At 34.3% G+C, this 25,852-nt stretch carries 26 protein-coding genes, 1 other RNA gene and 1 other annotated feature; of the genes, 23 read left to right on the forward strand and 4 right to left on the reverse strand.

The genetic code is table 11. The annotated features are described in order from the left end of the window. Positions 1 to 111 precede the first annotated feature (111 nt). From ptcA to AC4BC4_RS06875, 6 genes are all read left to right on the forward strand, one after another. Positions 112 to 1,137, forward strand: a complete 1,026-nt coding sequence (ptcA, locus tag AC4BC4_RS06850; protein WP_490477200.1) for a putrescine carbamoyltransferase — start codon at positions 112 to 114, stop codon at positions 1,135 to 1,137. An 85-nt stretch (positions 1,138 to 1,222) separates the two neighbouring features. Beyond that, a complete protein-coding gene (locus tag AC4BC4_RS06855; RefSeq protein ID WP_490477201.1) occupies positions 1,223 to 2,632 on the forward strand; it encodes an APC family permease in 1,410 nt (469 codons plus the stop codon). Further along, the gene (gene aguA / locus AC4BC4_RS06860) at positions 2,619 to 3,710 is read left to right on the forward strand and encodes an agmatine deiminase (RefSeq protein WP_490477202.1); all 1,092 of its coding nucleotides are present in this window, start codon (positions 2,619 to 2,621) and stop codon (positions 3,708 to 3,710) included. Before AC4BC4_RS06855 ends, aguA (AC4BC4_RS06860) begins: the two co-directional genes overlap by 14 nt. 10 nt (positions 3,711 to 3,720) lie before the next feature. Continuing rightward, positions 3,721 to 4,659, forward strand: a complete 939-nt coding sequence (gene arcC / locus AC4BC4_RS06865) for a carbamate kinase (RefSeq protein WP_490477203.1) — start codon at positions 3,721 to 3,723, stop codon at positions 4,657 to 4,659. A gap of 306 nt (positions 4,660 to 4,965) precedes the next feature. Beyond that, positions 4,966 to 6,063 (forward strand): agmatine deiminase, encoded by a 1,098-nt coding sequence (aguA, locus tag AC4BC4_RS06870; protein ID WP_490477204.1) that lies wholly within the window; start codon positions 4,966 to 4,968, stop codon positions 6,061 to 6,063. Positions 6,064 to 6,074: 11 nt separating this feature from the next. After that, complete coding sequence (locus AC4BC4_RS06875; RefSeq protein WP_490477205.1) at positions 6,075 to 6,872, forward strand: MurR/RpiR family transcriptional regulator; 798 nt, start codon at positions 6,075 to 6,077, stop codon at positions 6,870 to 6,872. Between the two features lie 114 nt (positions 6,873 to 6,986). On the opposite strand, the gene AC4BC4_RS06880 is transcribed toward AC4BC4_RS06875, so the two are convergent. Further along, positions 6,987 to 7,850, reverse strand: coding sequence for an AraC family transcriptional regulator (locus AC4BC4_RS06880; protein ID WP_490477206.1), 864 nt, complete (start codon positions 7,848 to 7,850; stop codon positions 6,987 to 6,989). 118 nt (positions 7,851 to 7,968) lie between these two features. Here AC4BC4_RS06880 and AC4BC4_RS06885 point away from each other — a divergent pair, with 118 nt between their 5' ends. The 8 genes from AC4BC4_RS06885 (at position 7,969) to ssrA (ending at position 15,697) form a co-directional block, all read left to right on the forward strand. Continuing rightward, positions 7,969 to 10,149 (forward strand): alpha-galactosidase, encoded by a 2,181-nt coding sequence (locus tag AC4BC4_RS06885; protein WP_490477207.1) that lies wholly within the window; start codon positions 7,969 to 7,971, stop codon positions 10,147 to 10,149. A 55-nt stretch (positions 10,150 to 10,204) separates the two neighbouring features. After that, the gene (locus AC4BC4_RS06890) at positions 10,205 to 11,443 is read left to right on the forward strand and encodes an ABC transporter substrate-binding protein (RefSeq protein WP_490477208.1); all 1,239 of its coding nucleotides are present in this window, start codon (positions 10,205 to 10,207) and stop codon (positions 11,441 to 11,443) included. Between the two features lie 22 nt (positions 11,444 to 11,465). Next, on the forward strand, positions 11,466 to 12,338 hold the full coding sequence (locus tag AC4BC4_RS06895) for a carbohydrate ABC transporter permease (RefSeq protein WP_438756204.1): 873 nt from the start codon (positions 11,466 to 11,468) through the stop codon (positions 12,336 to 12,338). Positions 12,339 to 12,349: 11 nt separating this feature from the next. Beyond that, a complete protein-coding gene (locus tag AC4BC4_RS06900; protein ID WP_438756203.1) occupies positions 12,350 to 13,174 on the forward strand; it encodes a carbohydrate ABC transporter permease in 825 nt (274 codons plus the stop codon). Positions 13,175 to 13,728: 554 nt separating this feature from the next. Further along, complete coding sequence (locus AC4BC4_RS06905; protein ID WP_490477209.1) at positions 13,729 to 14,205, forward strand: GAF domain-containing protein; 477 nt, start codon at positions 13,729 to 13,731, stop codon at positions 14,203 to 14,205. Between the two features lie 78 nt (positions 14,206 to 14,283). Then, positions 14,284 to 14,706, forward strand: a complete 423-nt coding sequence (locus AC4BC4_RS06910; RefSeq protein ID WP_490477210.1) for a VOC family protein — start codon at positions 14,284 to 14,286, stop codon at positions 14,704 to 14,706. A gap of 159 nt (positions 14,707 to 14,865) precedes the next feature. Further along, the gene (locus tag AC4BC4_RS06915; RefSeq protein ID WP_490477211.1) at positions 14,866 to 15,192 is read left to right on the forward strand and encodes a DMT family transporter; all 327 of its coding nucleotides are present in this window, start codon (positions 14,866 to 14,868) and stop codon (positions 15,190 to 15,192) included. Positions 15,193 to 15,329: 137 nt separating this feature from the next. After that, positions 15,330 to 15,697: a transfer-messenger RNA gene (gene ssrA / locus AC4BC4_RS06920) on the forward strand. Between the two features lie 727 nt (positions 15,698 to 16,424). Here ssrA and AC4BC4_RS06925 read toward each other — a convergent pair. Further along, complete coding sequence (locus tag AC4BC4_RS06925) at positions 16,425 to 16,808, reverse strand: DUF1093 domain-containing protein (protein WP_490477212.1); 384 nt, start codon at positions 16,806 to 16,808, stop codon at positions 16,425 to 16,427. Positions 16,809 to 17,260: 452 nt separating this feature from the next. Here AC4BC4_RS06925 and AC4BC4_RS06930 point away from each other — a divergent pair, with 452 nt between their 5' ends. After that, positions 17,261 to 17,662 carry a hypothetical protein gene (locus AC4BC4_RS06930; protein ID WP_490477213.1) on the forward strand — a complete coding sequence of 134 codons (402 nt, stop codon included), beginning with the start codon at positions 17,261 to 17,263 and terminating at the stop codon, positions 17,660 to 17,662. A gap of 251 nt (positions 17,663 to 17,913) precedes the next feature. Next, on the forward strand, positions 17,914 to 18,078 hold the full coding sequence (locus AC4BC4_RS06935; RefSeq protein WP_490477214.1) for a hypothetical protein: 165 nt from the start codon (positions 17,914 to 17,916) through the stop codon (positions 18,076 to 18,078). Positions 18,079 to 18,441: 363 nt separating this feature from the next. On the opposite strand, the gene AC4BC4_RS06940 is transcribed toward AC4BC4_RS06935, so the two are convergent. Further along, positions 18,442 to 19,356, reverse strand: a complete 915-nt coding sequence (locus AC4BC4_RS06940; protein ID WP_490477215.1) for a helix-turn-helix domain-containing protein — start codon at positions 19,354 to 19,356, stop codon at positions 18,442 to 18,444. A gap of 478 nt (positions 19,357 to 19,834) precedes the next feature. Beyond that, complete coding sequence (locus tag AC4BC4_RS06945) at positions 19,835 to 20,161, reverse strand: hypothetical protein (RefSeq protein ID WP_438756195.1); 327 nt, start codon at positions 20,159 to 20,161, stop codon at positions 19,835 to 19,837. A 217-nt stretch (positions 20,162 to 20,378) separates the two neighbouring features. Here AC4BC4_RS06945 and AC4BC4_RS06950 point away from each other — a divergent pair, with 217 nt between their 5' ends. The 7 genes from AC4BC4_RS06950 (at position 20,379) to AC4BC4_RS06980 (ending at position 25,779) form a co-directional block, all read left to right on the forward strand. Beyond that, entirely contained in the window at positions 20,379 to 20,696 is a 318-nt protein-coding gene (locus AC4BC4_RS06950) for a hypothetical protein (RefSeq protein WP_438756194.1), read from the forward strand. 78 nt (positions 20,697 to 20,774) lie between these two features. Then, positions 20,775 to 20,822, forward strand: a sequence feature (sodium ion sensor (DUF1646 type); this cis-regulatory element may regulate processes involved in with the transportation of sodium ions). Between the two features lie 167 nt (positions 20,823 to 20,989). Further along, positions 20,990 to 21,316 carry a hypothetical protein gene (locus AC4BC4_RS06955; protein WP_438756193.1) on the forward strand — a complete coding sequence of 109 codons (327 nt, stop codon included), beginning with the start codon at positions 20,990 to 20,992 and terminating at the stop codon, positions 21,314 to 21,316. Then, positions 21,303 to 23,306 carry a V-type ATP synthase subunit I gene (locus AC4BC4_RS06960; protein ID WP_490477216.1) on the forward strand — a complete coding sequence of 668 codons (2,004 nt, stop codon included), beginning with the start codon at positions 21,303 to 21,305 and terminating at the stop codon, positions 23,304 to 23,306. The genes AC4BC4_RS06955 and AC4BC4_RS06960 overlap by 14 nt, the downstream gene beginning before the upstream one ends. 15 nt (positions 23,307 to 23,321) lie before the next feature. Next, positions 23,322 to 23,795: a V-type ATP synthase subunit K gene (locus AC4BC4_RS06965; RefSeq protein WP_438756191.1), complete on the forward strand. Its 474-nt coding sequence runs from the start codon at positions 23,322 to 23,324 to the stop codon at positions 23,793 to 23,795. A gap of 13 nt (positions 23,796 to 23,808) precedes the next feature. Continuing rightward, positions 23,809 to 24,390, forward strand: a complete 582-nt coding sequence (locus AC4BC4_RS06970) for a hypothetical protein (protein WP_490477217.1) — start codon at positions 23,809 to 23,811, stop codon at positions 24,388 to 24,390. 86 nt (positions 24,391 to 24,476) lie between these two features. Beyond that, positions 24,477 to 25,478, forward strand: coding sequence for a V-type ATPase subunit (locus AC4BC4_RS06975; protein ID WP_490477218.1), 1,002 nt, complete (start codon positions 24,477 to 24,479; stop codon positions 25,476 to 25,478). Next, positions 25,468 to 25,779, forward strand: a complete 312-nt coding sequence (locus tag AC4BC4_RS06980; protein WP_438756188.1) for a V-type ATP synthase subunit F — start codon at positions 25,468 to 25,470, stop codon at positions 25,777 to 25,779. Before AC4BC4_RS06975 ends, AC4BC4_RS06980 begins: the two co-directional genes overlap by 11 nt. Positions 25,780 to 25,852 lie beyond the last annotated feature (73 nt).

Below are 25,852 nucleotides of genomic sequence, written 5' to 3' on the forward strand. Positions count from 1 at the left end.
TATTTAGAAACCGCTTTAAAAATGAGAAACTTAGCGGTATGCTTAACTCGTCAATAGGAAAACTCGAGGAATCCGACAACACAAATCAAAAAGAGAATGGTGGAAGCAATGATGAAAAAAAGAGACTTTGTCGATACAAATGATTTTACGAAAGCAGAAATCGATTTTATGATCCAGCTAGCTTTGAAATTAAAAGAAGCAATCAAAAATGGCTATTATCCACCCCTTTTAAAAGATAAGACGTTAGGGATGATTTTTGAGCAATCATCAACTCGCACGAGAGTATCTTTTGAAACGGCGATGACACAACTTGGCGGTCATGCACAATATTTAGCACCAGGTCAAATTCAATTAGGCGGACATGAATCTTTAGGTGATACTGCTCGAGTGTTATCTCGTTTAGTAGATATTTTAATGGCACGAGTGGAACGTCATCAAACAATTGTCGATTTAGCCAAAGATACAACGATTCCAGTTATCAATGGCATGAGTGACTACAACCATCCGACACAAGAATTAGGCGACATTATTACAATGACAGAACATCTACCAGAAGGTAAAAAGCTGAGTGATTGCAAAATTGTCTTTGTTGGAGATGCGACTCAGGTATGTGTATCAACAATGTTTATGGCAACGAAAATGGGTATGGATTTTGTTCAGTTTGGACCAAAAGGATTTCAAATCAAAGAGGAAACACTTGCTATCGGTCAAAAAAATGCGAAGCTATCTGGCGGTAGTGTGCAAATGACAGAAAATGCAGAAGAGGCAATGAAAGATGCTGATTTTATTTATACGGATGTTTGGTATGGATTGTATGAGGCCGAGTTATCTGAAGAAGAGCGAATGGCAACATTCTATCCAAAATATCAAGTGAACCAAGCTTTGATCGATATGGCTGCGCCACATGTCAAATTTTTACATTGTCTACCTGCCACTAGAGGAGAAGAAGTGACCGATGAAGTGTTAGATGCACCTTATTCAATCGTTTTAGATGAAGCAGAAAATCGTTTGACGGCAATGCGTGCATTGTTGGTTTATTTCTTAAATCCATATTTAAATTATGCGAGTGAAGCAGTCGGCGAGTTTTATGATGCACAATTTGAATTAATGTTAAGAAATGCTGTCGTCGCTAAATGATTTTTTAGAACGGATGGAATAGAAGTGATCTATAGTTAAGATTCTACTTCTATTCCCGTTTCTTTAATGAAAGGTGCGTAAAAACATGAAAGAAAAAAAGAAATTTCGGTTGTTTGATGCAGTTTTAATGGCAGTAGTTGTCATACTTGTTGTTGAATCTGCCGCTCCTGCTGCTGCTATTGGTTCATCCCAATTTTTTTGGTGGGGAATTTTATTAATTTTATTCTTCTTACCTTACGGCTTGATCTCAGCGGAATTAGGCACTACTTATACAGGTGACGGGGGTATCTATGATTGGGTCAAGATGGCCTTTGGGCGTCGATGGGGCGCGCGTGTTGCTTGGTTTTATTGGATCAATTTTCCGATTTGGATGGCTAGCTTGGCGGTGCTTTTCACAGAAGTCATGACACAAATTTTCGGATTAGCATTAGGGACACCAATTTTAGTTATAGTTCAATTAGTTTTTATCTGGGGAGTAACATTGATCAGTTGTTATCCTGTCAGTGATAGTAAATGGATTTTGAATATTGCTGCATTTGCGAAAGTCGGCATTATGGTTTGTTTAGGCGTGTTAGGCATTTATCATGCTGTGACAAAGGGCATGGCGAATGATTTTTCTGGGAGAGCGTTGTTGCCGACATTTGATTTAAATAGTTTGAGTTTTATTTCTGTGATTTTGTTTAACTTTTTAGGATTTGAAGTGGTAACAACCTTAGCCAGTGATATGGAAAATCCGAAAAAACAAATTCCGCAAGCGATCATTTACGGCGGTATTTTGATTGCATTCTTCTATTTATTTGCTGCATTTGGGATGGGAGCAGCAGTGCCAGCAGATCAATTATCAACTTCAGGTGGGTTGATTGATAGCTTTATTTTATTAGTTGGTGGGATCAATCCATTTGTTATCATCATTGGCTTACTGTTTATGTATACCTTAGCGGCAAATCTGATTTCATGGGCTTTAGGTGTGAATTACGTTGCCTTTTATGCTGCCAAAAATCATGATATGCCAAACCTATTCGCAAAAGAAAATCCTAAAAACAAAATGCCAATAGGAGCTTCAGTCATAAATGGTATTGTAGCGTCGCTGTTAGTGATTGCAGCACCGTTTATACCAAATGAAAATATTTTCTGGGCATTTTTCGCATTAAATGTGGTGGCATTATTAGTTTCTTATATTATGATGTTTCCTGCTTTTTTGAAGTTACGCAAGATTGATCCAGATAAAGAGAGACCTTTTAAAGTGCTAGGAGGACCACTTTTTTTGAAAATGATCGCATATATTCCTCTAGCGTTGTTAGTTATCACTCTATTTTTTTCGATTGTCCCTTTATCCAAAACAGAATATGCTGAAAAAATTCCTATTTTGATTGGAACGATGGCAGCGGTGATTATTGGTGAAATCTGTATTCGCTTAGGAGATAAAGAGTATGCAAAAGAGCAACAGATAAAAAAAGAGCAAGAGAAAGGGAGTTTAAACCATGAAAACAATTGATAGTTCACCTAAAAAAGACGGATTCCGCATGCCAGGAGAATTTGAAGCACATCAAGGTGTATATATTTTGTGGCCAGAACGTCCAGATAATTGGCGCAATGGCGGCAAACCAGCACAAAAAACAGTTGTAGATGTAGCCCTTACTATCAGCGAATTTGAACCAGTAACAGTAGGTGTATCTGCAAAACAATATGATAATGCTCGCCATATGCTGCCAGAAAGTGTTCGAGTTGTTGAAATCGCAAACGATGATGCTTGGGTTCGAGATTGCGGTCCAACCTTTGTCAAAAATGATGAAGGTGAAATTCGTGGTGTAGACTGGACTTTTAATTCATGGGGCGGATTAGTTGATGGACTGTATTTTCCTTGGGATAAAGATGATCAGGTCGCACAGAAAATTTGTGAAATAGAATGGCTGAATCGTTATCGCTTAAATGATTTCGTTTTGGAAGGTGGTTCGATCCATGTGGATGGTGAGGGAACCTTGATCACTACAGAAGAATGTTTACTATCGGAAGGTCGAAATAGCCAGCTTTCAAAAGAACAAATCGAGCAAGTATTAAAGGAATATTTATCATTGGAAAAAATCATTTGGCTAAAACGTGGAATTTATTTAGATGAAACCAATGGCCATGTCGATAATATTGTTAATTTTGTGAAGCCTGGAGAAGTTGTCTTGGCATGGACGGATGACAAAGACGATCCACAATATGAAATTTCAAAAGAATGTTTAGCTATTTTAGAAAATGAAACAGATGCTAAAGGTCGTAAGCTTGTTGTGCATAAATTACACGTACCCAATCCGATATTAATCACTGAAGAAGAGAGTTTTGGAGTGGATGCAGTAGCTGGAACCTTACCAAGAGAAAAAGGGGATCGTTTAGCTGCAAGTTATGCAAATTATTATACGGCAAATGGTGGTGTCATTTTACCACTATTTGATGATCCAAATGATGAAAAAGCAATCGATTTATTACAAGTATTATATCCTGATAGAAAAATTGTTGGTGTACCTGCAAGAGAAATTCTTTTAGGTGGCGGAAATATTCACTGCATTACCCAACAAGTACCAAAGTGAGGTGGAATAAATGAAAAAACGTATCGTAGTTGCATTGGGAGGAAATGCTATTTTAACAACGGATCCCAGTGCTAAAGGACAACAAAAAGCTTTAGCGTACACAGCATATTATTTAGCAGATTTCATTGAAGCAGGTCATGAACTGATCATCACGCATGGTAATGGCCCTCAAGTTGGAAATCTATTATTACAGCAGCAATTAGGTGCTACAAAGAAAAATCCAGCAATGCCTGTCGATACAGCCGTTGCAATGACACAAGGCAGCATTGGCTATTGGCTTGAAAATGCGCTAGTAGATGAATTGAAAAAAAGAAATATCTCTAAAAACGTAGCAACACTTTTAACCCAAGTGGTTGTCAGCGAAACTGATCCAGCTTTTCAAGCACCAAGTAAACCAGTTGGTCCCTTTTTAAGTGAAGAAGAAATGGAAGTAGAGAAAAGAGAAACATTTGCAACATACGTAGAAGATGCAGGTCGAGGATTTCGGAAAGTTGTTCCTTCACCAAGTCCGATCGATATTCTCGAATATCCTGTGATTGAACAATTAGTAGCAAATGGAATCGTTACGATTGCAGGCGGTGGCGGAGGTATTCCAGTAGTGAGAAAAAATGGCACCTATCAGGGTGTGGAAGCCGTGATAGACAAAGATTTTGCTTCTGAAAAAATAGCTGAATTGATTCATGCGGATAGGCTAGTGATATTGACAGGTGTCGATCATGTCAGTATCAATTTCAATCGACCAAGTCAAGCGGATTTAACCAAAGTAACGGTTGCAGAGATGGAAAAATATATTGAAGAAAACCAGTTTGCACCAGGCAGTATGCTCCCAAAAGTGCAGGCGGCAATAATGTTTATTAAAGAAAATAGCAACGGCAAAGCAGTAATCACCTCCATAGAAAATATCAAGAATTTATTAGAAGAAGAAACAGGTACCATCATTACTGCTTAGTTTTATAGAAAGAGTGGAGACAAAAACTAGTTTCTACTCTTTCTTTCTGATATATTAAAAATATATCGCTTACATAACGGAAATTTTAAGCTAAAGAAGCGTCACTATTCTAAGAAATGGAGCAGGTGTAGAATAGTGGATAACGGACCAATAAGCAAAAGGAGTACCACTATTCTAAGAAGCGAAGCGAATGTAGAGATAGCGGATAACAGACCAATAGGTAAAAGGAGTAACACTATTCTAAGAAGCGAAGCAGATGTAGAAATAGTGGATAACGGACCAATAAGTAAAAGGAGTACAGACTATATGAAGTTAAAAATGAGTAATCCTAAAGAGGATGGTTTTTTTGCACCGGGAGAATTTGACCTACACAAAGAAACATACATGATCTGGCCGGAACGAGCTGATAATTGGCGTAATGGAGGAAAACCTGCGCAAACTGCCTATGCACAAGTAGCCCAAGCCATCGCGATGTTTGAACCAGTTACGATGTTGGTTTCGAAAAATCAATATCAAAATGCTCGTCACTTATTGCCTGAGTCTATTCGAGTGATGGAGATGAGTAATAATGACGCTTGGATCAAGGATTATGGGCCTATTTATGTAACAAACAAAAAGGGGGAAATTCGTGGAGTAGACTGGCGTTTTAATGCGTGGGGCGGATTATTAGACGGCTTGTATTTCCCTTGGGATCAAGATGACTTGATTGCTGAAAAATTGTGCGAATTTAATCATATCGATTACTACTCTTTAAAAGAATTTATTTTAGAAGGATGTTCTATTCATTTAGATGGCGACGGAACATTATACACAACAGAAGAAGTTTTACTTTCAGAAGGTAGAAATGGTAAACTTTCTAAAGAGGAAATTGAAGAAGTCCTGAAAGTATACTGTAATGTAGAAAAAATTATTTGGCTAAAACAAGGATTCTTTTTAGATGAAACCAATGGAGATATCGATAATATGCTGAATATTGTACGTCCGGGCGAAATCGTCCTGACTTGGACAGAAGACCCCGATGATCCTCAATATGAAATCTCAAAAGCAGCCTATGAACAGTTAAAAAATGAAACCGATGCAAAAGGCAGAAAATTGACTATTCATAAAATGCTGATGCCTGAACCAATGTATATCACAACCGAAGAAAGCCAGGGAGTAGACTCAGTCAATGGAATGCTGCCGCGCTTTCCTGGAGATCGACTGACTGCAACATATGTTAGTTATTTTACGGCTAACGGCGGGGTTGTTTATCCATTATTTAATGATAAGAATGATCAAGCAGCAGGAATATTACTGGAAAAATTATACCCAAACCGCAAGATTATAGGGGTTCCTGCACGTGAAATTTTATTAGGTGGCGGAAATATTCATTGTATTGCACAAAGTGTTCCAAAAAATAAGTAGGAGGGAAGAAAATGGACTTTTTTGAAGTGATAAACCCTCACGTTTCGGAGCTAACAAAAAATGAACATCTACTATTTGATTATGTTGTAAAAAACTTAAATGAAATTAAAAATAAAAGCATCCGTGAAGTAGCCGATGATTGTTTTGTATCAACCACAACATTTCTCCGATTTGTTAGAAAAATTGGTTTTTCTGGTTATAGTGAGTTCACAACAGTCGTTAAATATACTCTTTTAAATCAGAAAAAAGAAGAAAAAGTCAGTCCCTTTGTTGTTTCCCAAAAAGATTATCGTGAAGAGTATCTAAAAAATATCAACGAATCTGTTCGTGTGATCGATAAAAACAGTTTGATAAAAGTAGGAGAGTATTTAAAGAAAAAACCAATTATCTACTTATTTGCTAAAGGAATGAATAAACAGCTGATGCAGTATGTAAAGTATCTATTTGTAGCAGCTGGATTTTTGGTGGTATTTCCTGAAGATCAGCCAATGCGAGCAGTTGTGCAACAGCAGATAAAATCTGAGGATATGGTATTTATTTTAACCTATCAAGGAAAAGATGAAGAATGGATTCAATTGATGCAGTATCTAAAAAATGCAACACATCCGTTATTAGTATCGATCACGGGTGCAGATAATAACGTCGTACAAAATATGAGTGATATTAATTTTTACGTGTTTACAGATGAACTCTTTTTAAACAAAATGGAAATCACTTCTCATATTTCAATGTTGGCGATTCTTGAATTGATTTTGTATCAATATTTAGATAGCGCTGAAGAAGGAGAATATCATTTGGTTTTTAAATAAATAGGAAGTTGGGACAAAATCGTTTATTCGGATTCCTTAAGGCTAGGATATAACTCGTCGAGTTATGTTCTAGCCTATTATTTATTTCCTTATAGATTGTTTTTTCAGTAATACCTAGTCTATTTTCTTAGAAAAGACTCGTCTACCTTGTTTGAGGTCGGTATGATTTACTCTATACTCTGTTGCGGATTGGCCATAGTAGGATTTGAAAGCCTTAGAAAAATTAAGAGGGTCATTGTAACCAACGGAAGATGCGATCATCGTAACTGTATTAGAGGTATTAACTAATAAATCAGACGCTTTTTTCATTCTGAATCGTAGTAAATATTGTTGAGGGGAATACCCGATTTGCGCTTTAAAAATTGCATATAGATAACTTCTACTTAAATTTAATTGCGAACAAATATCGGTAACCGTTATTGCACGATTAAAATAGTTGGCTATATATTTAATAGCTTCTAAAAAATAAAGTTCTTTTTGCGATTTTTTAATTTGTTTAGTAGATGGAAATTCGTCTGCAAGTATGTAAAGCAGCTTATATATTTGACTATCCATCAATAAGTCAATATTAGAATCGCCTACGTTTTCTGATAAATCTACTAATAGAATAAATTCTTTAATGAACGCACTATGGGCAATATTCTTTAAATAGAAAAAATCTAATAATGAGGAGCGTTGAAGAAATTCTTCGACCTTCGTTCCACCAATTCCAATCCATACATATTCCCATGGCGTTTGTTTATTCGCTTGGTAAAACGTAATGTGATCTTTAGGCAAAACAAAACAATCTCCAGCTGCTAAATCAATTGAATCTCCATCAATATGTAGACAGCCAGAACCATCTAAAATAAAATGAAGCACGTAATTTTCTCTAATGGATGGACCAAAGGAATAATTAGGTAAGCAAGCTTCTCTACCGCAAAAATCAATATTTATATCCAACTGTTTTTTTTCGTATTCATAAAAAACAAAATCCATGCTTATTCACCTCAATTGATCAATTAAGAACATTTTACCATGAAATATCAACATTTTGCTATTTTAGGAAACGATTTCATAAATTAAAATAAGAGATATCAATGATAGAGGTGAAAGAATGAATATAGAATTCGATAATCAAAAAAATTTTTTTCATGTGTACTCAGATAAAATAAGTTTGATTTTAGGTATAACAAAAGAAGGTTGTCTTGTACAAAAATATTTTGGAAAAAAAATCAAAGAATATCATGAATCAAACCGATATGAATATTTGGACCGAGCTTTTTCACCGAGTCCCTATTCAAATGATCGTACTTTTTCACTGGATACACAACGATTGGTATATAGCTGTACAGGATTAGGAGACTTTCGAACTCCAGCTTTTGAAGTAGTGAATGAACATGATGCGTTAGCAGATTTACGTTATCATAGGCATAAAATTTATTCTGGGAAAAAAGAACTGACGAATTTACCTTCAAGTAGAAGTAATGAAAAAGAATGCATGACGTTAGAAATTGAATTAGTCGATTCATTTCTAGAGATGAATATCCATTTATTCTTTACGATTTTTGATGACTCTAACGTTATTGCGACGCATGCAGAATTTGTAAATGGAATGAAACAACATTTATTTTTAAATAAAGCACTTAGTTTCATGATCGATTTGCCAAGTTCAAATTATGACCTTATTAAGCTGACAGGTAGTTACGCAAGAGAAAAAATGGTCCAAAGAAGTAAACTGCAGCAAGGACTATCGATCGTTAATTCTAGAAGAGGAGCATCTGGTCATGGAAGTACGCCGTTTATCGCGTTGGCAGAGCCTAATGCAAATGAAAATTATGGAGAAATCATCAGTTTACAGTTGATTTATAGTGGTGATTTTGAAGCGGGCGCTTTTGTAGATCAACTACAAAATACACGATTATTTATCGGAATCAATCACGAAACATTTGGCTGGCAATTAAATAAAGGAGAGACTTTTATAACGCCGGAAGCACTTCTAGCCTATCATGACCATGGTTTAGGCCAAATGAGCCGTGAGCTTCATGATTTTGTAGATCGGTATATTTTAAGAGGTAGATATAAACAAAAAGAACGACCGATTTTGTTAAATAATTGGGAAGCTACTTACTTTGATTTTAATGAAGAAAAATTGCTTAAATTAGCGGATCATGCTGAAAAAGTTGGCATTGAGTTATTTGTTTTAGATGATGGCTGGTTTGGAAAAAGAATGGATGATAATTCTTCTCTAGGCGATTGGACAGTGAATTACGACAAATTAGAGATAGGTCTGAGCGGTTTGGCAAAAAAAATCAATGACCGTGGCATGCAATTTGGTTTGTGGGTCGAGCCAGAGATGATTTCTGTAGATAGCGAACTTTATCATGATCATCCAGATTGGTGTATACAGGCAACAGGTCGTGAACATACATTTAGTCGGAACCAATTAGTTTTAGACTTATCGCAACAGGCTGTTTGTGACTATATTATTCACTCGATGTCTAAGGTATTTACATCTAGTACTATTCAGTATGTTAAATGGGATATGAATCGTAATATAACGAATATCTCTTCTCTTTCAAACGCAAAAGGGGGAAAAGAAGTAGCACATCGATATATGTTGGGACTTTATCATGTTTTAGCTGAATTAACGCAAAAATTTCCAGAAATTTTATTTGAAAGTTGTGCAGGTGGAGGAGGTCGCTATGATCTGGGAATGTTGTGTTTTATGCCGCAAACATGGACAAGTGACAACACCGATGCAATTTGCCGTTTAGATATTCAATTCGGAACGAGTTTGATTTTTCCTGCTATTACGATGGGTGCTCATGTGTCGGCAGTGCCTAACCATCAAGTTGAACGAAGTGTGTCGCTTGAAACAAGAGGAGCGGTTGCAATGGCTGGTAATCTGGGATATGAGCTGGATTTGACGAAACTTTCTGAAGCGGAATTGAAGGCAATCAAGGAACAAATCAGGTTTTATAAAAAAATCAGACCGATCATTCAAAAAGGGAAACTCTATCGACTAGATTGTTCTACCAACGATAATAACGATATTGCATTTAGTTATGTTGCCAAAGATCAAAGTGAATCTGTCGTAACATATGTCAGAAAACTTGCAGTAGCAGAGGCACCAATCACTTTCATAAAATTAAAAGGTCTGGATAGTGAAGCAACCTATCTTGAGATAGAAACTGGACGTCGATTTTGTGGAGATGAACTGATGAATGTTGGTCTAACGATTCCTTATAGTAAAGGAGATTTTTCAAGTATTGTCTATTATTTTAGAAAACTATAAATAATTCTAATTTCAAAATGCGTACTTAATTAAAACGAAAGTTGAGGGGAATAAAATGAAAAAGTGGACGAAAATTGTCTTTGTGACAATCGCAACAATTAGTTTAACCGCATGTGGAAAAAAACAAGAAAGTAACACAGGTCAAACAGAAATTGAATTTTTCTCTCAAAAAAAAGAAATGAAGTCGACGTTGGAAGAAATCATTAAGGACTTTGAACAGGAAAATCCAACAATTAAAATAAAATTCACTAATGTACCAGATGCTGGTACAGTTTTGAAAACTAGAATTGCGAGTGGTGATGTTCCAGATGTCGTGAATTCATATCCACAAAACGCTGACTTTCAAGAATGGGCGAAGGCAGATGTTTTTGAAGATTTAACCAAGGCATCTTATATGAGCAATCTAAAAGAAGGTGCAGCGGAAACTTACGCAATCGATGGTAAAGAGTATTCGGTTCCTTTAACGAGTAATGCCTGGGGTTTCTTCTATAATAAAACTGCTTTTGAGAAACTAAAGATAGAGCCTCCGAAAACTTGGGCAGAGTTTGAAACGTTAGTCAAAATGATCCAAGATAAAAATGAAATTCCCTTTGCGGCTTCTTTGACAACGACCGATTCATGGAGCTTAAATGGTTATCATCAATTAGCTTGGGCAACTGTTGACAATGGATTCATAGGAGCAAATAAAGCGTTAGTTCACAGTCCAAAAGGCGGAATCAAAACGGGGAATAAAGATTTCAAAGAAGTGGTTGAACGATTAAACTTAATGAGAGGAACAGCCCAAAAAAATGCCAATGGTGCCACTTATGACGATGCAGTCGCTACTTTTGCCAATCAAAAAGCACTTATTTTTCCTCAAGGTATTTGGGCATTGCCAGCGATTCAAAATCAACAGCCGGACTTTGAAATTGGAATGTTTGCGTTTCCTGGAGAAAAAGTAGGCGAAGAACTGACAGTAGGAGCAGCTGATTTAGCTGTATCGATCAGTAACAAATCTAAAAATAAAGAAGCGGCAAATGCATTTGTTGAATACTTAACAACAAAAGAAGCCATGCAAAAATATTATGATGTAGATGGTGCGCCAACAGCAATCAAGTCTGTTGAAACAAAAGGGAAATTTCCAGAAACAGAAGGTGTTACGCAGTATGTATTTACAGATAAACAGATTGTTTGGTTGCAAAAGGATTGGAATTCAGAAGAAGACTTCTGGCATGCTACCGTTGATTATATTAATAGTGGGAATAAAACTCAGTTAGCTAAGAATTTAAATAGTTTTTTTGACACAATGAAATAGTTGGAAAAAGAGGGGATCACTAATGAGAGTAAGAGAATTTTTAAATAAAAAATGGGCGTATCTTTTTGTTGCAGTTCCAATTATTCTACAATTGATTTTTTTCTACTTTCCAATGCTACAGGGCTTTTTCTATAGTTTAACAAATTGGACTGGATTGACTTCAAATTATGAGATGGTTGGTTTGAAAAATTATCAATTGATTTTTTCTGATGAAAAGTTTTTTAAAAGTATTTCTTTTACAGTGATTTTTACGATCGGATTGATTGTTGGTGAGATTATTATTGGTATTTTTATTGCTCGGTTACTGAATACCAAAATAAAAAGAGTAGGTCTTTTTAGAACGGTATATTTTTTTCCAGCTGTATTAAGCACAGTGACGTTAGGATTGATTTTTAAACAAATTTTTAACTATGGTTTGCCTCAAATCGGTGAAGTACTTGATATCAGTTGGTTACAAGTGAATTTGATTGCTGATGAGAAAACGGTTTTTTATGGCGTGCTTTTTGTTGCACTTTGGCAAGGAGCAGCTATGCCGATTATTATCTTTCTTTCAGGATTACAAAGTATTCCTGAAGAAATTTTAGAAGCGGCAGGAATGGATGGCGCATCCAAAAGTCAAATTTTTCGCCACATAGAATTACCTTATCTTTTACCATCATTGAGTATGGTTTTTATTATGGCGTTAAAAAGTGGGCTAACTGCTTTTGATTTGATATATGCATTAACTGGAGGAGGACCAAGTGACAAAACAACAACACTGGGTCTATTAGTCTATAATTATGCGTTTAAAAATAATCAATATGGATATGCTAATGCAATAGCTGTGATTCTGTTCGTTATCATCGCGTGTATTTCGATCATCCAAATTCGATTGTCCAAACGATTTGAAGTATAGGAGGAAAAATCATGAAAAAGAAAACTGCATATGTAAATTACCTTTTTTTAGCAATAGGTGTATTAGTCATTTTGATTCCTCTATATTTAACAATTGTTAGCTCTTTTAAAGATACACCACAAATTACAGGAAATTTTTTTGGCATACCTAATCCATTTACAACTGAAAACTTTTCTCGTTTGCTAGATGATGGGGTTGGTGGCTATTTTATCAATTCAGCCGTCATATCGATTCTATCGATTCTTTTAATCACACTGATTGTACCGATGGCAGCTTTTTCAATTGCAAGAAATATTTCAAAGAAAAAAGCCTTTGTTTTGATGTACTCATTTTTGATTTTGGGAATCTTTGTTCCTTTTCAAGTGATCATGATTCCAATCACCACGATGGTCACAAAATTAGGGCTATCAAACATTCCCGGATTGATTATTTTATATTTAGCCTATGCAGTTCCACAAACATTATTTTTATACGTTGGCTATATTAAAACAGGTATTCCTGTAGAATTGGATGAAGCAGCTCAAATGGATGGGTGCAGCAAGTTTAGGATGTATTTTAAAATAGCCTTTCCATTAATGAAACCGATGCATGCTACAGCGTTGATCATTAATGCATTATGGATTTGGAATGATTTCTTATTGCCATTACTAATTTTGAACAAAGATGATAGCATGTGGACATTGCCGTTATTCCAATATAATTATCAGGGACAATATTTCAGTGATTATGGCCCTTCATTTGCTTCATATGTTATTGGAATCATCACCATTTCAATTGTCTATTTAATTTTCCAAAAAAATATTATCTCTGGAATGACCAGTGGCTCTGTAAAATAAAAAAAGTTATCCTGAACGAATGGGCTCCGTTCAGGATAACTTTTTTATCATAGTTTACCATTGTCATGCTGATGTTTCGGTGTATGTTTTAAAAATGAATACGCCGCAAGTGTAATTGCCGATAATGTTGCTCCTGTAACGAATACTTTTTTCATAGAACATCCTTCCTTTCATCTTAGTGATAAATGTATATTAAGTGCAAAGACTGCACATACGTGGACGGTAGGATTCGAACCTACACCTCATCGGGTCGAGAATAAACATCCGTTAGTCCTCAAAGAGTTTTAACACCACGTTCATCCACAAAATTACTTGTTGTTTACTGTGATTAAACTATAACCTTAATAGATTAAATCAAACATAAAAAAGCTTGAAAAAAGTGTGAATTTATTTGAAGTAGTTATGAAGAGTATGAATTTCATGTAGAAAACAAAGTATCCTATAAAGAATTCATACTAAAACGAAGTGAACTTATTAAATATAAGACTATGATATAATATAAAAATATTGAATAGTGCTATCATCTAGATTATGGAAAAGAGAGTGAACGGAAAATGTGGAAAACAAAAGAAGAAAAAATTGCTACATATCAATTATTAGTGCAACAACAAGCCGCAATCACTGAAATAGAACATGATAAAATTGCTAACTTGGCCAATTCTTCTGCGCTTTTAGCTGATGCTTTGCCTGATACTGTTTTTGCTGGTTATTATTTATTTGATGGAGAAGAATTAGTATTAGGTCCGTTTCAAGGAAAAGTTTCATGTACTCGAATCCAAATGGGAAAAGGCGTGTGTGGGGAATCAGCTGAAAAACGCGAAACATTGATTGTTAAAGATGTCAAAAATCATAAAAATTATATCTCTTGTGATTCAGCTGCATTATCTGAAATTGTTGTGCCAATGATCAAAGATGGAAAGTTTCTTGGTGTTTTAGACTTAGATAGCGCAATCACACATGGCTATGATGAAGTAGATCAAGAGTACTTAGAAAAATTTGCTGAAGCACTTATAAATAATACTGATTTTTAATGAACTATGAGCCTTCCTTTCGCCTAATTTCTTTTAGCATGAGATAATTATAGAAAATAGATAGAAAGGAAGAAGAGTATGTTAGAAGTATATTTGAATTTTAAGAATCAAGCGGCTGAAGCCATTGCTTTTTATGAAACAGTATTTGATGTGAAAAGTGAAGGTGTCATGACGTTTGCAGATGCGCCTGAAGATCCTGAACATCCAACACCAGAATCGTGGAAAGACTTGATCATTAATGCATCAATGACGATTGAAGGCGTACCTGTCATGTTTTCAGATATGCCGGATGGTATGGGGGTAACTTTTGTTGAAGGCAATAATGTTTCTTTGGTAGTTAGCACAGATGATGAAGCTAAAATTGATCGAATCTTTAATCGTTTAGCTGAAGGTGGAAAAGTCACGATGCCATTAGCTGAAACATTTTGGACTAAAAAATACGGCATGCTCGTTGATAAATTTGGTATACATTGGATGCTTAATTATTATGCTGAAGCTTGAATGTGTGTGTCAATAAATAAAGTGAATAGGAAATCAGCAATAGATTCTATATGATTAAATCTGTTGCTGATTTTTTTGTTTATATAGAAAAAATCAACTGTTCCATTTAGAGAAAGTTTTGATATAATAATTGAGGAAGGATAGGAGGAGGGATAGAGTATGATTGGTTATTTATATCTTTTTATCGCTATAATAAGTGAAGTCATTGCGACAAATCTATTAAAAGCAACAGATGGATTTAGCAAATTAATACCTTCTGTGGAATGTCTGGCTGCGTATGTTGTTTGTTTTTATAGTTTATCTAAAGCAATAAAATATATGCCCTTAAACGTTGCTTATGCACTTTGGGGAGCAGTTGGCATTATTTTGATCACGATTTTTTCAGTTGTTTATTGGAAAGAGCAAATCAATACACCAACGATTATCGGTATTGGTTTTATTGTAATTGGTACGATTTTAGTGAATACATATGGGACAGGGCATTAATTTTTTTAATTATGGACCATTCTAAGCAGTGTTATACAACGACAATAAGAAGGTGAAGAATCAGCTTCTGATCCTTTGAAAATCAAGAAAAATATGTTATACTACTAAAAGCGTATATTATGCTATTTAATCTTAACGGGGACGTTACGGATTCGACAGGCATAGTTGAGCTTGAATCGCGTTTCGTAGGTTACGTCTACGTAAAAACGTTACAGTTAAATATAACTGCTAAAAACGAAAACAATACTTTCGCTTTAGCTGCGTAAAAACAGCGGGTGAAGATCCTCTCGGCATCGCCCATGTGCTCGAGTAAGGGTCTCAAATTAAGTGGGATACGCTAAATTTTTCCGTCTGTAAAATTTAGAAGAGATCATCAGACTAGCGAGAGTTCGGGCCTGTTATGCGGCATGAATTTCAGCGAAGCCTCAAAATAGTATGACTATGAGCGTAGAAGTTTAAGTGACAATGTGTTTGGACGCGGGTTCGACTCCCGCCGTCTCCATAATTTTTATGGAGACAGACAGTAGAAACGTTAATGTACAGAGGTTTGTACAGCGTTTCTACTGTCTATTTTTTGCTGATGTAGAGATTGATGCAGATTTAGATTAGTTACTCATAAAAAGTGGAATAAGATATTAACTGTTGCAACTGAACAGTTTAATTCATCAACTTTCCTTTGGTAAGCGTTGAAAGAATGTATCCAGAATTGAACAGATGTTTAGTTTATAGGTTTTCCCGAAAAAGCGGAATAAGCTATTATTCTCCAGATGTGGTGAAATATGGTTGACTTGCAAGATATTTAAAGATCAATTAGTATTTACCGATCAAACAGATAATAAGATACTAGAGAAGCCTTCACTGTTGCTCACTATAAGTCACAGACTATTATTTAAGTGATTTAAAGGTATTAGCCAACAAAAGTTATCGTATATGTGCCAAGCAGTTGTAATGAACGGATGAATTTTAGCAGAGCGAGTAGAAATTATCGATGTTAAGTAACTTTTAGTAACAGTTCTACCAATCTATACGATACATTAGTTATTTAGAATTATCTATATTTAAAGATATTTTTAGACTACTTTGAGCTTGTCATTATAGTTTTTTTAATCCCGCCAGACAGTAGAAACGTTAACGTACAGAAGTTTGCACAGCGCTTTTACTGTCTATTTTTTATATTTAAGTAGTGAGTGAATTAATTTTATTTTACGGAGTAACATATAACGATTAGTTAGCTAGTCGTTTAGTGATTGTAATTTATCCAAAGTTTTTTTAGGAATTGACGATTCGTCAATACTTGTAGGACCTTCAGTTACTCTTTTTTTACTTAATTTTGCTTTAACATAAGAGTTTGGTTGTAAAGGAGTCGGTTTTTCGCTAGAGATTTCTACGTCACGTACATCTTTGTGGCCGTCTGGTGATATAAAAGTTAATTTGTAATTGTAGGAGTATAGTCCACTAATCGTTTTACCGTCCATGTCCATAGTGGGTTTCATTTCAGGAACTCCAGAAGGCGTTTTAGCGTAGGCTACGGAACCAACATATGTTTGGGAATAATAGAAAGCAAAAAAACCACCAGCAACAAATAAGATTAATATTATAAATTTAAGAAATTTCATTTTAATATCCTCCGTTTAATTTTTTATTTAAATAGATAATAACAAATACTTAGTAAATATATCCATCGAAATTTGTAATAGTGAATAACAATATTGTAATACAAATTTAGTGAAAATAGAGGATTGGGTGCACCAATGTCTAACCGCATCAAAGATAGTCTAAGAAATTATTATAAAACGGATAAACAGATCAAACAAGGTGAGGAAAAGCCATGATATCCACACAGTCAATACGATTTAAATGACTGAATTACTCAAGTTTTGAGTGAAGCGGACGAAGATTCTTATGTGTCTGGTGAATGTACTTATTCAGTCTGAATGGATAGAGGTTTAGCAATCAAGGAAGATGAATCTGGTCAACATCATTGATTAGGCGGGGACTTTTTATAGTGTGTTCGCATAAAATTGAAGTATAATAAATATAACTTAGTAAAAGTAAGGAGTCGTTTTATTTGGAATATGAAAAAGTCCTAGAAAAAGCTTTGAGTTATAATGTGGTAACGAATGACAAGGAGGGGTTTCCTTTTACAGTTAAATTTTCAATTATTTTTCATAGAGAAGGGTATAAGTCGTTGTTTTTTTTAGTTTCGAATGATTCGTTGATACTGGAAAACATCACTCATAGTTCTAAAGCAAGTGTGACTGCATCGATTGGAACGAACGAAGCGAATATTCGAACCATTAATCTAAAAGGTATTTTTACTATAGAAAATACCGAAAATTACAGTGAAATGCAAGACGAAATTGATATTGTTAGAAAAGCGATTCGAAATGATAATGTTAAATTAATTAAGTTTACAACGCTTGAAACTAGAATGGATGATATTGTAAATTTAGGTTTATATTACAATTAAGAAGTAATAGAAGATTACGTATCGAGTGGTCTTTTTGTTCGGAGGAGTCATTGATGAGAGTAATCAAGAGCAAGCCTGAAACAGTGTTCGCATTAAAAATCATCCTATCTAACATATTAAAGAATTCTAATCATCATTCAATTTATACTTAGTCTAAAAGTTGGGTATTTATTTATAAATAAAATCAAAAAAACTTCACAATTTTCTTGTATCATCAAAAGGTACAAAAAAACTAGTATGAGGTGAATCTTATGAGTTTATTAAAATCAGCAGTTAAATATAAAGCTGCAAAATCTGTTACAAATAAAGTAGTCGGTGATGGACTGTTGTCATCCGTCATTGCAGCAGATATGGTTAAAAAAAGTAACGCACGTGGAAAACGTAAAAAAGCTGAGCGAAGAAGCACTGGCCGTTGAGCAATAAAATAATATGATTCAAAAAAAGCCCTCACGATTCTAGAGGGCTTTTTTAATCTAGTTTGCTTTTTTAGATTGATACCTATAGGCAAAATTTTATTTTTAAAAAAAAGTTTTTTCTATAATTTAGATAGGCGGAGAAATAAAAAAATCTACTGAACAGGGGAGTTTATATAGAATGATGGTACTCGATTAAGCTTATCAGTGAATAAACAAATAAAAAACAGTAATTAACCAAAGGGTTGAAATGAAATACATAATGTAGTACAATGGATATACCCTAATAGTATTTTCATTGTACTCGATTTGAGTAATACTCTTTATCCCACCTTGAAAGAGGTGGGATATGTTTGGTTCTATGTTTTATGTCTCTTTGAGAAGTCCCACGGAATAGCTGTTTAACAGTTTTTGTCCATTCTTTTCGTGAGTAAGTATTTTTACTTCTTTCTTTACTTGAGCAGCTTGTAAGGTATCACCAGTGTTTTCTAATAGGTGAATAAAGTCGTAAACGCGTTCCATATAAACAGGTTCACCTTCACGAATATAATTTAGAAGGTTTGATAGATATTGCAAATTTAATTTAAAACTATAATTTTCACTTTGTTTATCTTGCTTTTTCGCTAGTTTGATGTACCTTTCAGCACCATCATAATCTTTAGCATATAATTTTAGTGAAATAAGGTTGATAAGTATGTTGTATGCAAATTTTTTAGTAGTAAAGTCACGTTGTTCTTCATATTTAATTGGAAACATTCTGGCTACCAATAAATCTGCTTGTTTTGAATTAAAAAATCGACTAAGATTTGCTGTAATGACATAGTCATATTGGAGATAAAAGGTTTTTTTTAATAATTCTTCAAAAATATCGTTTACTTCTTTTGAAGTGATGGGCTCAACTTCTTTCCAGTGTGCATGAAAGTAGTTTTTAATAGCTATATAATTTGATAATTCTCTTAAAGTTTTTACTTCTTTGTTATTTAATGAAAAAAAATAGTTGAGCAACTTTTGTTTTGTACTCTTATTCTCTAGATGAGCGCCGCAATAATAAAAAAATTCTCTAAAATCTTGTTGCTCTTTATCGAATGTTGTAAAACTAAAAAATTCTTCAGCATTAATGGAAGTCTGACCTAATATCTCCTCAAGCTCATTTACTTTTAAAGAGCGCTTACCACTTTCAATTTTTGAATAGGTGGAAGGATCTGTATATTCTGACATCATTTCTCTTTGTGTAAGTTTTAATTTAAGTCTAAAAAAACGTAGAGTTTCTGTAATATTCAAGCCTTTATCCCCCTTCTTATGCGATTATAGCATAAAATTATTATAAAATTCCTATTTTTAATAAAAAATTAGCTAATTCATTCTATTTTTATGCCAATTTCGCATTTTTTCATTTTATTGCTTTATTTTTCTTCGCCTGTTTGTTATTCTTTACTTAAGGAAAATTATTTGTTCACGAACGTTAATGTTTAAAAATGTTGAATGGAGGTGTGCTAATGATATCATTAATTGCTCTAGTAACTGGTGCCATTTCTGTATTTGTTATTACTGGTGGGGGCTAGATATATTGTATAGCCAACTTTTTATTCAAGTTATCAAAAACGTTTTGTAAACAAACAATTTAACTAAAAAAAAACTAAAATGTATTAGTAAAAAGTGCGTAACAAAAAAAGTGCAAAATAATGGCTTCTGATTTACTTTTCCTGTTGAATGAAGTAAATCAGAGGCTGTTATTTTTTTTATTTTAAACGATTTTCTTTTAAATACTCACTATTTGTTCAGAGATTACATATTGATCTATCGTATACTTAGCTGCCAATGATTTTGAAAACGTCTTTTCTTCAACCTTTTTCATATAATTAAAAAAATTAATTTCACTTTCAGTGGGTTGTTCTTTGGACAAAATTTCTTTGTCATACGTTAAAGGAACTGACTCTGAAAAATAATAGGAATCGTTTTTAGAAATAGAAAGTCTGAGTGTATCACCGAATAAAATATTATTTTCTTTAGAAAAACTATCTTTTTTCAGATCAATCAACCATGTATTGTGGAATGTTGTGGTTATTTTGATTAATTTTTGGGTCATTTTTATCCTCCAGTTGTTCAATATAGTATCCTTATGTATCTATTATACCAAATGGTATTGAATTTCAAACACAAAGTTTGGTTAAAAATTATTTTATATGATCGATAGTGAATCAATTGAAAAGCGATAGAAACAACTTGGAATGAAATAGTCGATCGTCTTTTTACAAATAAGTTGATAGGATAGACTAACTGGAGAAATCAAAGGAGTAAATAACATGGAAAAAATCACTAAAAAAATGTTTGTGACATTGCTTGACGATAAAGAAAATCGATTTGCGGTCATTATCAATCACTGGTTTTATTACATAGAAAAAGGGCGTATTTATCGTTTTCAACAACATAATAATACCAAAATGTTCACGATGTTAGGCTCTTTTTATGAAGGTGAGATCGATAGTGAGACAATGAACGATGCATTGAAAAAAAGCATCATCAATCAAATCCAATATGACTGGTTTACTGATGTTTGGAAAGAGACGATCGTCGAACGAATTAGTCATTCTCCTTATGACTTAGAAGCGTTCTTTTTGTAGTGTGTAGATAAAGCGTACTTGTAAAGTAGTTGTAATTGCGAATTTTTTTTGCTAAGATAAGCGTATATTAATAAAAATGGTTGGGCGCAAGCTTCAAGGATCATGTTCTTCAAGGGGTGAGAAGAACGATTTTTTGAACTTACGCCCTTTTTTACGTTCTAAACAAAGACTAAGGGAATAAGTTGTGTTTTTAGTATTTAAAAGCACGAGTTATTCCTTTTTAGATTGTAAAGAAATAGTAAGTTCAATAAATAAGAATAAAGAGTTGTTCATTATAGGATAGGGGTGAAAAAATGGTTTTAGAAGCATTAGATAAAATTCGCGAAGCGGAAGCGTCTATTAAAAAGATGAGACAAATAGCAGAAAAAGAAATTAGCACGTATGAAAAAAACAAAGCAATTGAATTCAAAAAGAAGCAAGAAGACAGTCAAGACAAAGTCAATGTTTTACTTCAAAAGTTAGAAACACAAAAAAATGAACAGCTTCAAAGAGAAAAAGATGTTCTACTAAGCGAAGCGAAAGAACAAGATCAAGAGTTCAAAGAAAAATATGAAAAAAACCACGAATCTCTGATTGATTACGTAATAGAAAGGGTGAAAAAAATCTATGGCGGTCAATAAAATGGACAAGATGACGATTATTGCTGCAGCCGAAAAAGAAGAAGAGATCCTTCAGGCAATTCAAGGAATGCAAGCGATCGAAGTCAAAGATTTTTCTCTTTCAAATGTGGACAGTTCTTATATAGAAAACCATTTTGCCGCAACATTATTAGTAGGAGACGAACTAAAGAAAAAACATTATCAGTCAATGCTGACAGAGATACAGGATGGATTGACATTTATTGATCGTTTTTCAGAAAAATCATCGAAAAAGAAACCAATTAAAAGGCAAATTCGTACATTATATTCTTTGGAAAAGGCGTTTGATGAGCAAAAGATAAGTGAGTATCTCAAGGAAATAATGTCACTGAAAAGTAAATTAAGGATTATTGAGACAACAAGAAAAGAGTTGTTGTTAAAAGAAAAATGGTTGGCTCGTTGGCAGTATTTAGATATTATTCCAAAAAAGCATGATCTAGAATATACCAATATACTATTGGGATCAATCAGTTCAGTTAATCAAACAGACTTTCTTTCGGAAATAGATAGAGCCTTATCTATTTATGTAGAAGAAATTTATCAAAGTCAAAATCATCTCTATTACAGCTTGATTTATTTGAAGAGTCAATCAAAAGAGTTGGATCGTATTACGGCTAAATATAGTTTTAATCGATTTGATTATCCATACGATAATTTACCGAAAGAGGCCTATCAAAAAAATAAAGAGGAACGACTTTCACTTATTGAGGAAGAAAAACAAGTTAAAAAAAAATTAGCTTCTTATCGTGATTGTTTGGAAGAATTATATCTGGCAGAAGAGATGACCTATGCTTATCTTCATAGAGAAGAAGCCAAAAAACATTTATTGAATACTTCGTATTTTTTTATTTTACAAGGCTGGATCCCCATTGATGAGAAAGAGGAGTTATCGTCAATTTTATTGGATGTACTACCCCAGGATGAGGTATATATGTCTTTTGATGAACCAACCGATGATGAGATCCAGGCGGATATTCCAGTTAAATTGAAAAATAATTCTTTGGTCGCACCGTTTGAAATGTTGACTGAGATGTATAGTCTGCCAAACTATGATGAGATTGATCCAACACCAATCATGACGCCATTTTATATGGTATTTTTCGGTATGATGGTGGCAGATATCGGGTATGGTCTATTGATGTTGTTGGGTGCTTTTTTTTCACTGAAGTTCATAGTTTTACCACGAGGAATGAAACGTTTTGCAGATTTTTTCCTAGTAGTATCATTTCCAACGATTGTTTGGGGATTTATTTATGGGTCATTTTTTGGTGCTGCTTTGCCAAAAGTATTATTTGGTTTAACATTACCGTTTCCCATTTTATCAACGAGTGAAGATGTGAATACGATTTTGATTCTATCTGTTCTTTTCGGTTTTATTCAATTGCTGACTGGATTGATAGTCAATGGGATTGTATTAACGAAACAAAAGCGTTATTTGGATAGTATAGGCGAAAGTTTTGCTTGGCAAGGATTACTTGTAGGTATTTTGATTGTGGTTTTAGGGATGTTGATTTTCGTTAGTAATGAGTTAGTGATACTTGGACTGGTTGTCGCTAGCATTTCAGCATTATCAATCATTACTGTACCGATTATCCAGTCAAAATCAAAAGTCAAAGGATTGGCTAAAGGACTTTATGGCTTATACGGTTTAACAGGCTATATTGGTGATTTAGTCAGTTATACGCGACTGATGGCGCTTGGGATTTCAGGTGGAAGTATTGCGGCTGCGTTTAATATGTTGGTAGAATTTATGCCTCCAATGGCTCGTTTCACAGTTGGAATAATATTAATCATCGCGTTGCATGCGTTGAATCTTTTTTTAAGCTTGTTAAGTGCTTATGTTCATGGAGCGCGTCTACAGTATGTAGAGTTTTTTGGAAAATTTTATACAGGTGGTGGTCGTGCCTTCAAGCCGTTAAAAACAGAAGAGAAGTATATGAATATTGAAAAAAATTCAAAAGCAAAAGAATAATGGAGGAATAAAAGTATGATAGATTACTTGATTCATAACAATGGTGGAATTTTATTCGCAGTTTTAGGAATGGCGATAGCAACGATTTTAGCTGGAATTGGTTCGGCCAAAGGAGTTGGATTTACAGGGGAAGCGGCAGCAGCCTTAACAACGGAGCAACCTGAAAAATTTGGTCAAGCACTGATTTTACAATTGTTGCCAGGAACGCAAGGATTATATGGATTTGTTATCGCCTTTTTGATTTTTATCAATTTGGCTAATGATATGACGATGGTTCAAGGACTGGATTATTTTGTTGCATCATTACCGATTGCGTTTGCTGGATTATTTTCTGGAATCGCTCAAGGGCGTGTGGCTGCAGCTGGGATCCAAATTTTAGCAAAAAAGCCTGAGCATGCAACGAAAGGGATCATTTACGCTGCCATGGTTGAAACATATGCCATTCTTGGATTTGTTATCTCATTCTTACTTGTACTAAATGTGAAGTAATAGGAGGAAAACGATGGATGCGATCGAAAAAATTGTCGAACAGATTCTAGAAAAAGGTCGAATAGAAATTTCAACGTTCAAAAAAATTGAAACGGATCGAATTGACCGTGAGTATCAAGAGAGAGAAGAGTTGCTGTATTTGCAAGAAAGTAAGTGTATTGAAAAAAATGAAGACCAATTAAATAAATCGTACAAGCAAAAAGAAAATCGCCAACAATTAGAAATCAAACAAGCGACCTTGAATAAAAAACAAGACTATTTAGAAAAACTCTTTTTAGAATCAGTTGAGCGAATGAATCACTGGACAGAAGCAGAGTTTCAAACATTTGCTGAACAAATCATTTCGCACTTACCAGTTGAAGGAGAAGCGTATTTAAAATTAGGTGCGTTTTCAAAGGGAAAATTATCTGAACAATGGTTAGTAGAACATTCTAATGACAAATTGACATTGAAAGTTGAAACGACTGTTATTCCAAATACTGGTGGATTTATTGTTGCAAAAGATGGTATCGAATATAATTTCTTATTTATAAGTCTGGTTCAAGAAATAAGAAAAAAGGAAAGTTTCAAAATAGCAGAATTGCTGTTTCAATAACACGTATGTCTAAGAAGTTTTTAAGGCTATATATTATCTAGCTATGTATTGATTTCATTCATAGTTATTAGAGTAGGAGGATCATAATGAAAGAGACTGTTTATAATCAAATCAATCCTTTGGTTCGCCTTAAAGAAACAGAGCTTTTGACTAATGCGCATTATGAACGATTATTAAACGCAAACAGCATGGAAGAAGTAAAAGACAGTTTAAAAAGTACAGTCTATGAAACATACCTGACATCAGATTTTGCAGAAAGATTTGACTTTATTTATTCAAAAGAAAACGGAAAGTTATATGGATGGCTATACGAAATGGCACCAGAGCCAGAAGTGATTACAATCTATACTTCTAGAGCGACTTTTCATAACTTAAAAGTTCTAACAAAAGCTGAATTGATAGGAAAAGATTTGGATTATTTATTTATCGAGGATGGACGTTATTCGATCGAAACAGTAAAAAGTGCAATCCGTACCCGTGTTTCCACAGAATTACCAGAAGAACTGATGAATGCGATTTTAGAAGTATTGAATTATTTTCAAGAAGCCTCCACACTTCAAGCAATAGATATTATTTATGATCGGAATTTCTTGAGATTTCAACGCCAATTAGCTGAGACACTAGGTGACAAAGACATCTTGGCTGAAGTCGTGGCATTTATCGATCTAACGAATATTTCTATAATGGCTAGAGGGATCAGACAAGGGCAGCAGGAAAATTTTTTATCAACTGTACTGTCCAGCGCAGGGAGCATTTCTAAAGCAAGATTTTTAGCATATGCCGAACAATCACTTGTGCAATTTACGGATTTTATTCTTAGTACAGCGTACGCTAAACTTTTAGTGCCTATTGTATCATCTGAAACGAAAGAATTAGATTTAGTCGCATTTGAAAAAGTAAAAGATGACTATTTGACAAGCTTATATGATAAAGCAAAAATCATGGCTTTTGGACCGTTACCATTGCTTGCTTTTTTACATGCAAAAGAAGTGGAATGGAAGAATTTACGTTTGATTTTAGTTGGCAAACGAAGCAATTTTCCAGTTGAAGTTGTAAGAGAAAGGATGCGAATGACAAATGGCGCATAAAATTGGTGTAATCGGCGCTAAAGATTCCGTGATGCCATTTAAACTTTTTGGTTTTGAAGTTGTGTATGCAGTTGAGTCGAATCAAGTGAGAAAAACGATTGAATCAATGGCAAAACATAATTTTGGGGTTATTTTTATTACTGAAGAGGCCTCTGAATTGTCTATAGAAACGATTGATCGTTACAAAAGCGACGTTACACCAGCGATTATTCTGATACCAAGTCATAATGGAACAAAAGGGATTGGTTTGAAGGAAATTCAAGATAATGTTGAAAGAGCGGTTGGACAGAATATATTGTAGAAGGTTGGATAGTTTTGTTCGGCTCTATGTTTGACAGTACTGGGTGAGGTTGCTCAGCTTTATATTGATCTAG

It is taken from the genome of Enterococcus sp. AMC1086 (assembly GCF_058216575.1).

Excerpts from the sequence above, each read along its gene's own strand:
- ptcA (WP_490477200.1), top strand. The coding sequence starts at position 112 with ATGAAAAAAAGAGACTTTGTCGATACAAATGATTTTACGAAAGCAGAA.
- AC4BC4_RS06855 (WP_490477201.1), top strand. The coding sequence starts at position 1,223 with ATGAAAGAAAAAAAGAAATTTCGGTTGTTTGATGCAGTTTTAATGGCA.
- aguA (WP_490477202.1), top strand. The coding sequence starts at position 2,619 with ATGAAAACAATTGATAGTTCACCTAAAAAAGACGGATTCCGCATGCCA.
- arcC (WP_490477203.1), top strand. The coding sequence starts at position 3,721 with ATGAAAAAACGTATCGTAGTTGCATTGGGAGGAAATGCTATTTTAACA.
- aguA (WP_490477204.1), top strand. The coding sequence starts at position 4,966 with ATGAAGTTAAAAATGAGTAATCCTAAAGAGGATGGTTTTTTTGCACCG.
- AC4BC4_RS06875 (WP_490477205.1), top strand. The coding sequence starts at position 6,075 with ATGGACTTTTTTGAAGTGATAAACCCTCACGTTTCGGAGCTAACAAAA.
- AC4BC4_RS06880 (WP_490477206.1), bottom strand. The coding sequence starts at position 7,850 with ATGGATTTTGTTTTTTATGAATACGAAAAAAAACAGTTGGATATAAAT.
- AC4BC4_RS06885 (WP_490477207.1), top strand. The coding sequence starts at position 7,969 with ATGAATATAGAATTCGATAATCAAAAAAATTTTTTTCATGTGTACTCA.
- AC4BC4_RS06890 (WP_490477208.1), top strand. The coding sequence starts at position 10,205 with ATGAAAAAGTGGACGAAAATTGTCTTTGTGACAATCGCAACAATTAGT.
- AC4BC4_RS06895 (WP_438756204.1), top strand. The coding sequence starts at position 11,466 with ATGAGAGTAAGAGAATTTTTAAATAAAAAATGGGCGTATCTTTTTGTT.
- AC4BC4_RS06900 (WP_438756203.1), top strand. The coding sequence starts at position 12,350 with ATGAAAAAGAAAACTGCATATGTAAATTACCTTTTTTTAGCAATAGGT.
- AC4BC4_RS06905 (WP_490477209.1), top strand. The coding sequence starts at position 13,729 with ATGTGGAAAACAAAAGAAGAAAAAATTGCTACATATCAATTATTAGTG.
- AC4BC4_RS06910 (WP_490477210.1), top strand. The coding sequence starts at position 14,284 with ATGTTAGAAGTATATTTGAATTTTAAGAATCAAGCGGCTGAAGCCATT.
- AC4BC4_RS06915 (WP_490477211.1), top strand. The coding sequence starts at position 14,866 with ATGATTGGTTATTTATATCTTTTTATCGCTATAATAAGTGAAGTCATT.
- AC4BC4_RS06925 (WP_490477212.1), bottom strand. The coding sequence starts at position 16,808 with ATGAAATTTCTTAAATTTATAATATTAATCTTATTTGTTGCTGGTGGT.
- AC4BC4_RS06935 (WP_490477214.1), top strand. The coding sequence starts at position 17,914 with ATGAGTTTATTAAAATCAGCAGTTAAATATAAAGCTGCAAAATCTGTT.
- AC4BC4_RS06945 (WP_438756195.1), bottom strand. The coding sequence starts at position 20,161 with ATGACCCAAAAATTAATCAAAATAACCACAACATTCCACAATACATGG.
- AC4BC4_RS06950 (WP_438756194.1), top strand. The coding sequence starts at position 20,379 with ATGGAAAAAATCACTAAAAAAATGTTTGTGACATTGCTTGACGATAAA.
- AC4BC4_RS06955 (WP_438756193.1), top strand. The coding sequence starts at position 20,990 with ATGGTTTTAGAAGCATTAGATAAAATTCGCGAAGCGGAAGCGTCTATT.
- AC4BC4_RS06960 (WP_490477216.1), top strand. The coding sequence starts at position 21,303 with ATGGCGGTCAATAAAATGGACAAGATGACGATTATTGCTGCAGCCGAA.
- AC4BC4_RS06965 (WP_438756191.1), top strand. The coding sequence starts at position 23,322 with ATGATAGATTACTTGATTCATAACAATGGTGGAATTTTATTCGCAGTT.
- AC4BC4_RS06970 (WP_490477217.1), top strand. The coding sequence starts at position 23,809 with ATGGATGCGATCGAAAAAATTGTCGAACAGATTCTAGAAAAAGGTCGA.
- AC4BC4_RS06975 (WP_490477218.1), top strand. The coding sequence starts at position 24,477 with ATGAAAGAGACTGTTTATAATCAAATCAATCCTTTGGTTCGCCTTAAA.
- AC4BC4_RS06980 (WP_438756188.1), top strand. The coding sequence starts at position 25,468 with ATGGCGCATAAAATTGGTGTAATCGGCGCTAAAGATTCCGTGATGCCA.